Source organism: Rhizobium sp. UBA1881 (assembly GCF_002338015.1).
In the GTDB taxonomy this organism is placed as follows: domain Bacteria; phylum Pseudomonadota; class Alphaproteobacteria; order Rhizobiales; family Rhizobiaceae; genus Rhizobium.
This window is the reverse complement of the sequence record NZ_DDHH01000017.1, coordinates 1-8,991: the sequence shown is the minus strand read 5'-3', so window position 1 is coordinate 8,991 and position 8,991 is coordinate 1. Positions and strand designations below refer to the sequence as shown.

At 62.2% G+C, this 8,991-nt stretch carries 11 protein-coding genes; 4 read left to right on the top strand and 7 right to left on the bottom strand.

The features are described from left to right. Window positions 1-22: 22 nt before the first annotated feature. The 3 genes from ispH to B3605_RS01720 all read right to left on the bottom strand — a co-directional run bounded on the left by ispH (window position 23) and on the right by B3605_RS01720 (window position 2,369). Window positions 23-1,024 (bottom strand): 4-hydroxy-3-methylbut-2-enyl diphosphate reductase, encoded by a 1,002-nt coding sequence (gene ispH / locus B3605_RS01730; protein WP_112945792.1) that lies wholly within the window; start codon window positions 1,022-1,024, stop codon window positions 23-25. 213 nt (window positions 1,025-1,237) lie between these two features. Beyond that, window positions 1,238-2,017, bottom strand: a complete 780-nt coding sequence (locus B3605_RS01725) for an SURF1 family protein (protein WP_112945793.1) — start codon at window positions 2,015-2,017, stop codon at window positions 1,238-1,240. Next, entirely contained in the window at window positions 1,986-2,369 is a 384-nt protein-coding gene (locus B3605_RS01720; protein ID WP_047507915.1) for a DUF983 domain-containing protein, read from the bottom strand. The genes B3605_RS01725 and B3605_RS01720 overlap by 32 nt, the downstream gene beginning before the upstream one ends. A gap of 134 nt (window positions 2,370-2,503) precedes the next feature. Between B3605_RS01720 and B3605_RS01715 the strand changes: the two genes are divergently transcribed. Beyond that, window positions 2,504-3,145: a chloramphenicol phosphotransferase CPT family protein gene (locus tag B3605_RS01715; RefSeq protein ID WP_112945794.1), complete on the top strand. Its 642-nt coding sequence runs from the start codon at window positions 2,504-2,506 to the stop codon at window positions 3,143-3,145. Window positions 3,146-3,308: 163 nt separating this feature from the next. Here the strand turns inward: B3605_RS01715 and B3605_RS01710 are convergent, their stop codons facing one another. After that, complete coding sequence (locus B3605_RS01710) at window positions 3,309-3,692, bottom strand: glyoxalase superfamily protein (RefSeq protein ID WP_112945795.1); 384 nt, start codon at window positions 3,690-3,692, stop codon at window positions 3,309-3,311. Window positions 3,693-3,827: 135 nt separating this feature from the next. On the opposite strand from B3605_RS01710, the gene B3605_RS01705 reads away from it, so the two are divergent. After that, entirely contained in the window at window positions 3,828-4,205 is a 378-nt protein-coding gene (locus tag B3605_RS01705; protein WP_112973078.1) for a VOC family protein, read from the top strand. An 81-nt stretch (window positions 4,206-4,286) separates the two neighbouring features. Here the strand turns inward: B3605_RS01705 and B3605_RS01700 are convergent, their stop codons facing one another. Beyond that, complete coding sequence (locus B3605_RS01700; protein ID WP_112945797.1) at window positions 4,287-5,258, bottom strand: DMT family transporter; 972 nt, start codon at window positions 5,256-5,258, stop codon at window positions 4,287-4,289. Window positions 5,259-5,387: 129 nt separating this feature from the next. Then, window positions 5,388-6,590: an MFS transporter gene (locus B3605_RS01695; protein WP_112945823.1), complete on the bottom strand. Its 1,203-nt coding sequence runs from the start codon at window positions 6,588-6,590 to the stop codon at window positions 5,388-5,390. Window positions 6,591-6,696: 106 nt separating this feature from the next. Here B3605_RS01695 and B3605_RS01690 point away from each other — a divergent pair, with 106 nt between their 5' ends. Further along, on the top strand, window positions 6,697-7,638 hold the full coding sequence (locus B3605_RS01690; RefSeq protein ID WP_112945798.1) for an AraC family transcriptional regulator: 942 nt from the start codon (window positions 6,697-6,699) through the stop codon (window positions 7,636-7,638). Window positions 7,639-7,647: 9 nt separating this feature from the next. After that, window positions 7,648-7,869 carry a hypothetical protein gene (locus tag B3605_RS01685; RefSeq protein ID WP_112945799.1) on the top strand — a complete coding sequence of 74 codons (222 nt, stop codon included), beginning with the start codon at window positions 7,648-7,650 and terminating at the stop codon, window positions 7,867-7,869. A 75-nt stretch (window positions 7,870-7,944) separates the two neighbouring features. Here B3605_RS01685 and B3605_RS01680 read toward each other — a convergent pair whose 3' ends face one another. Beyond that, window positions 7,945-8,733 (bottom strand): glycosyltransferase family 2 protein, encoded by a 789-nt coding sequence (locus tag B3605_RS01680; RefSeq protein WP_112945800.1) that lies wholly within the window; start codon window positions 8,731-8,733, stop codon window positions 7,945-7,947. Window positions 8,734-8,991: the final 258 nt, after the last annotated feature.

Here is an 8,991-nt window from a genome sequence, read left to right as displayed (position 1 = left end):
GGCCCCACCCTCCGACTACCGATTACCCGTTGACGAACGCCATATCCGCCGTCGTCAGCTCGATGTCGCGCAGCTCGCGGTTGACGAGAAAGTGCTCGTTTTCCTGAACGGTCTCGGCAAGCTCGACGCGGGCGTCGAACCGCGCGCGAAAAGCCTCGATGATCTCGTTGACGATGACCTCGGGGGCCGAGGCGCCGGCGGAGAGGCCGAGCGTGCCGACGTGGCCGATATCGTCCCAATCGAGCTCGGAGGCGCGCTGCACCAAGATCGATTTCTTCGCCCCTGCCCTGAGCGCCACTTCGACGAGGCGCTTGGAGTTGGACGAATTGGGCGCGCCGACGATGATGAAGAGATCGCAGCCGGGGGCCGCCTGCTTGACGACTTCCTGGCGGTTGGTCGTGGCGTAGCAGATCGAATCGGCCGAGGGCGCGGTGAGGTTCGGGAAGCGCTCCTGCAGGCGGGCAATGACGCCGGCGGTGTCGTCGACCGAGAGCGTGGTCTGCGTGACATAGCCGAGATTGTCGGGATCGACGGGCTCGTAGAGATCGACATCGGCGATGGTCTCGACCAGCGAGACGGCGCCTTCGGGCAGCTGGCCCATGGTGCCGATCACCTCGGGGTGGCCGGCATGGCCGATCAGGACGACGTGGCGGCCGAGCTTGTTGTGGCGCATGGCCTGCTTGTGGACCTTGGAGACCAGCGGGCATGTGGCGTCGAGATAGAAGAGGTTGCGTGTGGTCGCATCCTCCGGCACCGATTTCGGCACGCCATGGGCGGAAAAGACGACCGGCTGGGCGCGATGCTCTTCCGGGATCTCGTTCAGCTCCTCGACGAAGACGGCGCCCTTGGCTTCCAGTCCTTCGACGACATAGCGGTTATGGACGATCTCGTGCCTGACATAGACGGGCGCGCCATAGGACTTCAGCGCCAGAACGACGATCTGGATCGCCCTATCGACGCCCGCGCAGAAGCCGCGCGGGCCGCAGAGCCTGATCGTCAGTGGAGGTTTCGCCGCAATATTCATCCTGTTCCTGTCTTACTTACCCAACGCCCTCATTCCTGTGCTTGTCACAGGAATCCAGCGCATTCACGTCCGTGAATGCAAGAGAGTCTTTTCACGGCGCAGACGCGCCGTAGCTGGATTCCTGTGACAAGCACAGGAATGAGGGAGAGGTTGTGATGCCTGCGCCTCAGATATCGATCCTCTAGCCCAATATAGGCACGAATTGAAGCGATACTATTGCGCAGGCGGATTGCCGCGCTTGCGGAAGCGCGCGACGATGACGATCACCACCAGCGTTAAGGCGAGACCATACCAGGTGAAAGCGTATTGCAGGTGGTTGTTGGGCAGGTCGACCTCGGTGACGCCGCCGATCGGCATGCCCTTGGGATTGGGCGTATCATCGGCATCGACGAAGAAGGGCACGACCGCGGCCTTGTCTAGCCCGGTGCTCGAGGCCATGACGTCGAGGTCCTTCCAGTAGAAGATGTTCTTGGCGACGTCGTTGTCGGGCACAATCCAGGACGGCTTGCCTGACAGTTTGCTGCGGGCGAGACCGTTGACGGTCTGCTCGCCCGTCAGCTGGCCCTGCATGCGCATTTCCGGTTCCTTGTTGTCATAAGGCACGAAGCCGCGGTTGACGAAGAGGAAGCGGCCGTCGGAAAGCTGCAGCGGCGTATAGACGTAAAAGCCGGTCTGGCCGCGCCAGGTGGCGAAGAAGTGGCGTTCGCGGCTGTTGTCGTAGACGCCTGTCGCGGTGACGCGGCGGTATTCGATATCCTCGCCCTTGGCGGCCATGGCCTCGATATCGGAGAGCGGGACCACGGGGGCCGCGAGGCGCGTGGCGATATCGGCGAGCAGGCCTTCCTTCCAGTGCAGCCGCTCGACCTGCCAGGTGCCGAGCGCGATCAGGATGGCGAGTGCTACGAGGACCGCGATGGCGGTCAGGACGGATCGCGTGCGGCGGGGGGCTGCGGCTGTGGCATCAATCACGGGAGAGACGTCCTTCACGGGCATTGTGGCGGTATTGCATGGCGATCAGGATGCCCTTGCACCAGCGTAGCGCCAGCAGCGAGAGGATGATCGTCAGCGGCGCGAAGAGCAGGATGTGCAGCCAGATCGGCGGTGAATAGTTCACTTCCAGCCACAGCACCGAGCCGATGACGATGAAGCCGACGATCAGGATGACGAAGACGGCCGGGCCATCGCCGGCGTCGGCAAAGGCATAGTCGAGACCGCAGGCGGCGCAGCGCGGCTTCAGGCCCAGCAAGCCGTTGAAAAGCTTGCCATTGCCGCAGCGCGGGCAGCAGCCGCGAATGCCTGTTTTCAAAGGATCCACAGGCGGGAAATGCGCGCTGTCCTCGTTCATGCTATCCTCCCGACGCGGCGAGTCACAGCCTGAAGTCACCGCCTTAAAGTCACCCATAATCTAATCGAAATGCGAAGTGAAATGCCTGCGCGATTTCGCCTCACTGATTCGCGCCAAACAAAAGAAGAACACACATGTCCGAGGAAAACCCTGCCGCTCAGATCGTCATTCTGAACGGCGCACCGCGCAGCGGAAAATCATCGATCGCCAAGGCGATCCAGGACGAGTTCGACGGCCCGTGGATGAACCTCGGCGTCGATGCCTATAACGGCATGACGCCGGAGCGCTATCTGCCCGGCATCGGCCTGCGTCCCGGCGGCGAGCGGCCCGATCTCGAGGAGATGGTGCCGTTCTTCTACGCCGCACTCTACGAGACCATCGCCATCCATGTCGGCCTCGGCCTCAACGTCGTCGCCGATCTCGGGCACCATGATTTCTACTCGCAACCGCTCGGCATCCTGACCGACTGCGCCCGCAGGCTTGAAGGTTTTCCTGTTCTCTTCGTCGGTGTGCATTGTCCACTCGACACGATCATGCGCCGCCGCGAGATCCGCATGCCGGGCCGCGAGGGGCTCTACGACCAGGCAAGCGCCGAGGACCCGATCCCCGATTCGGTGCAGCGCTGGCAGGACCATGTGCACCAGCCGGGGATCTACGATCTTGAGGTGGACACGTCGCTTCTGACACCGCTGGAGTGTGCCGAGATCATCCGGCAGACGCTGGACCTCGGGATTGCGAGGCCATCGGCGTTCGAGCGGATCGCGGAAGCGCGGTAAGGCACGCAAGCCGCCGCTCATTTGTGGAACGCTTTGGCCGTGTTCAGCGATGCCCCCGCAGCTTCGGTTATCGGGGGGCATCGCCCATGGCTGGAGACGTTTCTGAATGCATTGGCAGCTAAGCGGCGGAAGCGGTCATTTCACGACTGCTGCTATGGTTCCATCACTCGTAGGCGACGAACGAGATCACGTTCCCGTCCGCGTCACGGACATGGAAGTCCGTTCCACCCCAGGGCTGGCTGGTTGGCTCCTGCGCAAACTCCGCGCCGCGGCCGCGCAGTTCCTCAAACAACCCGTGCACGTCCGAAACCTCAATTGTAGCGACAATAAGCGAGACCTCGCGTGCTGCCAGATCGGCAAAATTCGGTTTGCTGACACACCGAAGATGCAGGCAGGCCGCGCCGCGCGACACAGCGCCGTAAAACGGCGGCGTACCGTGGAGGAAATCGACGTCAAATCCGAGTTTCTCTTTGAAGAATTGGGCGCTCGCCGGCACATCACGCACAAAGAGGATCGGGACGATGGACCTCAGGGCAATTTCGCTCATGCAAGTCTCCACTAAGTCGATATCCACTGGCAGAGTCTACATGTCGTTTCATGTGTGTGCAAAGGGGCCGAGCCGAACGAGAACGCCTCGTCCGCAAAGCGTCATAAGCAGGGCTGTGATTGGAAAGAGCTGAGTATGAACCTGATTGCCCATGTTGAAATTCCAGTTGCCGATCTGACAAGAGCGATGCGCTTCTATCGCACTGTGTTCGATATAGAATTTGGCGACGTCGTTGAAATCCACGAAAGCAGAATGGCCTATTTTCCCTTTCAGGAGGGGAAGGACGGCGCCAGCGGAGCGCTCGCCCAGGGCGATGTCTACGTTCCTACCCGGCATGGAGCGATCGTTTATCTGAGCATCGAAAACATTGACGACGTTTTGGTGAAGGCCGTCGCGTGCGGCGGCGAAGTCCTCTTTCCGAAAACGCCCGTCAACGAGGAGATCTTCGTGGCTGAAATTGCCGACAGCGAAGGAAATCGCATCGCAGTTCAATCTCGCCGTTCGGGCGGTTGAACTCCTCCTGGATCTCGACGAGCAGACTGCCGACCGCATGTCGCCAACAGCGCTCATTCGCAAACCTCAGCCCGCCCCTCCTCAGCCCTTGCTCGCCTCTAGGCTAGCCGGTGGCTTCAGCAGAATGATCAGCAGCAGGCCGGCGACGATGAGGGATGCGCCTTCGAGATGGTAGCGTTGCAGCTGCTCGCCGAGGATGAGGTAGGCGAGCACGGCGATGAAGATCGTCTGGATGTAGAGCAACACGCCCGCCCTCGCCGCCCCCAGAGCCTCGATGCTGCGATTGAAGAGATAATACATGATCGCGCCGCCGGGGATCGCGACATAGGCGAGCGCGATGAGGCCGCTGGCGTTCAAAGTCGAGCGTTCGTCGGAGACGAGCTCGAACAGATAGAAGGGCAGCGCCGTCAGCGCCGCGGCGCCCAGCAGCAGCACGAGGAGCGCAAGGCGGTTCACATCGAATTTCGCCCGGCGGAGCAGGACCGTATAGAGGCTGAAACAGAAGGCGCCGGCGACGATCCATAGCTCGCCGGGATTGAAATCGAGGCGCAGGAGTGCGGCCGGGCTGCCCTTGATGATGATCACCACGATGCCGGCAAAGGCGAGGATCGATCCGATCACCTGAAAGCGCCCCATCGGCTCGGCCAGAATGAAGCGGGCAAGGATCATGGTGATGATCGGGATCAGGGCGATGATGATGCCGGCTGTCGTGGCGTCGGCATGTTCGAGGCCGACGAAAATCAGGCCCTGGCAGATCGCGAGCCCGATACCGCCGATGATGAGCAGTTCGAGACCGCGCGCCCGCACGAGCGCGACCATGGCGCCGAAATGTCGGTAGACGATCGGCATCAGTATCGCCCAGGCGATCAACACGCGCCAGAAGCAAAGCGCCCAGGGCGGCATCTCGGGAGAGACCCATTTGGCGGCGATATAGACGCCTGATGATAGCAGCCAGCAGAAGATACCCACGGAATAGGCGGCTGCAAGCGAACCGCCCGCCCCCTTTTCCGTCCCGACCGTGTCACGATGGACCGCCAAGACATGTATCGCCATGGGGCAACTATGCCACAATTCCCCAGCGCTGCACAGATGAAGGCGTTGCCGGCCTAAGGTCGACCGCGGACAAAGGTCAGCCCCGCGCGGTTCATCACTGCGCGGGGCCGAGGTACGTAACGGGGATGATCAGCCCGCGGCGACCATCCTGCGGCGGCTGGCGACGCCAACCAGCGTGGCACCGAGCAGGGCCGCGACGCCGGCGAAGACAAAGACGCCGGCGGCACCCTGGACATCCACGATCAGCCCACCAAGCACGGCGCCGCTCGAAATCGCGACCTGAAAGGTCGTCAGCATGAGGGCGCCTGCGCTCTCGGCCTCGTCGGCGGCAGCCTCGGTGATGAAGCTCTGCACGCTGACCGGCAATGCGCCGAAGGCAAAGCCCCACAGGGCGGTCGCAATGGCGGCCAGCGCCGGCGCTTCGCCTGCGAAGGCAAGCAGGAAGGCGGTGACGGCAATGCCTGAGGCGGCAAGCGTCATGGCAAGGGTCGTGTTGCGCTCGGCGATCAGGCCGCCGGCGATATTGCCGATAAAGCCGCCGACGCCGAAGGCGAGAAGGATGCCGGAAATCGCCTCGACACCGAAATGCGGCACCGTTTCAAGAAACGGGCGGATGAAGGTGAAGCCCGCGAAGTGACCGGCGACGACGAAGAGGATGGTGACGAGGCCGAGCCGGATGGCCGGACGGCGCAGGACCGCGGCCATCGTCCCGAGGCCGCCCGAAGTTGTCGGCGGCATGGCCGGAAGCGTGAACGCCTGGACGAGGAATGCGACGACGCCAAGCACGGAGGCGATCCAGAAGGCCGCGCGCCAGCCGAACGCCTCGCCGACCCAGGCTCCGACAGGTGCCGCACAGACGGTGGCCGCCGACACGCCGGTCATGACGATCGCCATGGCGCGCGGCATCAGCCGCTCCGGCACCAGGCGCATGGCAAGCGCCAGCGACATCGCCCAGAAGCCGCCCAGGCCGACGCCGAGCAGCGCGCGCGACAGGAGCAGCGTCACGAGCCCGTTTGCCGTGGCAGCGATCAGGCTCGAGATGATGAGCAGGCTTGTGAGCGCCAAAAGCGTGTAGCGGCGATCGAAGCGGGCCGTGCCGAGCACGATGCCTGGCCCCGCCAGCGCGCCGACCACGGCCGTGGCCGTCACCGATTGACCGGCCGCGCCGAGGCTGACACCAAGGTCATGCGACATCGGCGTCAGAAGGCTCGCGGGTAGAAATTCCGCCGTCACGAGCCCAAATACACCAAGCGACAGCGAAACAACGCCTGCCCATGCGGCAGGTGCTTCGCTCTTTGCGGCTGGATGGTTGATCTCCGAGTGAATGTTCATATGCATCTCCGTAAATTCTGCGGCGACGCTACGCTCAAGCATCTGGCGTTTCCATGCTGGAAAAGCTATAAAGCATAACAATTCGTCCAAACCTGCCGGAGGCCATATGACCGATCCATTGACCGAGATGCTGCGCGGGCTGCGGCTCGATGGCGTCGAGTATGGCCGCTGCCAGCCGTCAGCACCCTGGGCCACGGCCTATCCCGCGCAGGCGGAAGCGCGATTTCACTTCCTGGCGGCGGGCAGCGCCTATCTGCAGGCACCCGATGGCGAGTGGACGGAAATGCGCCCCGGCGACGCCGTGCTCTTGCCGCGCGGCGACGCGCATGTGATCGCGAGCGAACCGGGCATTTCGCCGACCCCGGTCGACTGCCTGCCGCGCAAGCCGCTCTGCGATGGCATCGTCGATCTGCAATGTCCATGCACCGACAGCAATAACCTCATCTTTTTCGCGGTCATGCGCTTCAATGTCGACAAGCGGCATCCGCTCCTCAACCTGATGCCCGATGTGATGCGCACCAGCGATCTCGCCAAGAGCGAGCCGACGATCCCGCCGCTGCTCGACGCCATGATGCGGGAGGTCGAGATGAACCGGGTGGGCGCAGGCGGCATCCTGTCGCGCCTTGCCGACGTGCTGACGGCGACGATCATCCGCACATGGGTGGAGCACGGCTGCGGCGACGCCAGCGGCTGGCTTGCCGCCGTGCGCAACCCGGAGGTCGGGCGGGTGCTGGCGGCAATCCACCTCGATCCCGCGCACGACTGGAGCGTAAACGAGCTGGCCCGCCACATGGGCGCCTCGCGCTCGGGCTTTGCCCAGCGCTTCGTCAGCGTCGTCGGCGAAACGCCGGCGCGCTACGTGGCGCGGATGCGCATGCACCAGGCCCATGAATGGCTACGCGAGGGGCAGCGTGTGGCAACCGTCGCCGAACGGCTGGGTTACGATTCGGAGGCGTCCTTCAGCCGCGCGTTCAAACGCGTGATCGGCGCTTCGCCGAGCCATTTTCGCGAGAAGCGGAATGGTGCTGTTGCGCCGATTGCCGGCTGAGGTACTCCGATGAGTCGATTTGACGATACCGAAAACGCCCTGATCGGACGGCTGCGCGCGCTCAAGGCCAGGCCTGACGTGACGATCAACCTGCTTGATGTCATCGAACGGCTGGGCGTTGATGGGTTTACGCCCGGGGAGATCAAAGCGGTGTTGCGGGCGCTTGAGCAGGACGGAGCCATTGCCTTCGCGACCGCGAACCGGATTTTGATTCTCAAGGCGTTGGCGTAGTCGGGCGTTTATTGGGCGCCGTGACGGAGGGTGATGGGCGGTTCGAAAGTGCGTGATCCGCCTTACCGCCTATTTTCAGAAAAATGCCAGATACCGCTGCTCGGTCAGGGTTTCGACATTTTTCTCGAAATACGGATAGTAGATGAAGTTGTTCAGCCGCTGCGCAACCTGTCGGAAGTCAGGACCCCATTTCTCCGGCTGCGTATCCCATTTTGCAAAGAATAGTCCTCTGCTTTGAACATGGTATCGCATCGATTGAAGATGGGCTTCATCACGCCGCTGAAAGCCGGTCGCGTCCGGCCTTACGATCGAGGCGGCGTCGGAAATCGGGTTGTGTACCCGCCCATGTTGTATGCCGTCATTGATGGAAGCACGGTCACCGAGGTAGATTGCGGCACGCAGAAAATAGTCGGCCTCCTGAAACCCGGTATTGCAGAAACGCTCGTCCCAGAGGCCGATGCGTGCGATTGCATTCGGCGAATAGCTGACGCAGTTGTCGCCGATGCCATAGGTGACAAGGTCATACCTGGTGTGGAGCTCCAAGCATCGATCAACATAACCGGCTTCGAAAACACAGTCGTTCTGGCTCAGGATGAGAAGGTCGGCATCCGGGGATTTGATATCGACAAAGCCATTTATTATCGCCTGGTTCCAGTTTCGGGAGAGGTGACCTGTCGAGAAATCGGGACGTGTCGCATTACGCAAAACCGTCACAGGGTGCGGTCCGGTATATTCGTCCTTCGAATGGTTTGAAATCACGAAGACTGCTCTGTCGTGATCCGTTGCGGTCGCGAATATGCTTTCGATGGCTTTGTGCAGGAGAGCGTTGTTGTTGTAGGTGACAATGAAGTGCTTGATGCGCATGGGTAGCCTCGCCGAACCTGTAGTGATGTGTGACCGTTCCCCCTGGTCGCCGTTGGTCTTTGCCGGCGCGTGTAGTTGGGGCTCCAAAGTGGCCGCGAAACCGCGTGCGCGTCGTATCTTGCCTTTTTCAGCCAATTCAACGCTACCACCGCTAAGCCGGTTGCCTTGCGTGGAACTGTTGATCTCGCCGTCCTTTGCCGAGGCGTTCGGTAGGGGACGACGCTAACGGAAAAATCCGCCGCCCCCTCCCCCCGAAAA